This window comes from Pseudomonas sp. 21615526 (genome assembly GCF_013386245.1).
Lineage (GTDB): Bacteria > Pseudomonadota > Gammaproteobacteria > Pseudomonadales > Pseudomonadaceae > Aquipseudomonas.
Window position 1 is genome coordinate 1 of sequence record NZ_JACAOM010000246.1, and the last position, 315, is coordinate 315.

General features: G+C 58.7%; 1 protein-coding gene. It reads left to right on the forward strand.

The window, feature by feature from the left end; genetic code table 11:
- The coding region (locus HX786_RS31515) for a peroxide stress protein YaaA (protein WP_178913088.1) at nt 1-315 on the forward strand (315 nt) is incomplete at both ends.

Genomic DNA, 315 nt, shown 5'->3' on the forward strand with positions numbered 1-315 from the left:
GCCGTACCGCCTCGAAATGGGCACCAAACTGCCCAACGCCCGTGGCAAGGACCTGTACGCTTTCTGGGGCACCCGCATCAGCGAGTGGCTCAACGAAGCCCTGGCCGAACAAGGCGATGACGTGCTGCTCAACCTCGCGTCCAACGAGTACTTCTCGGCAGTCAAACGCCCGGCATTGAAAGCGCGGATCATCAACACCGAGTTCAAGGATCTGAAAAACGGCCAGTACAAGATCATCAGCTTCTACGCCAAGAAGGCCCGGGGCATGATGAGCCGCTTTGTGATTGAAGAACGCATCAACGACCCGGCCCGGCT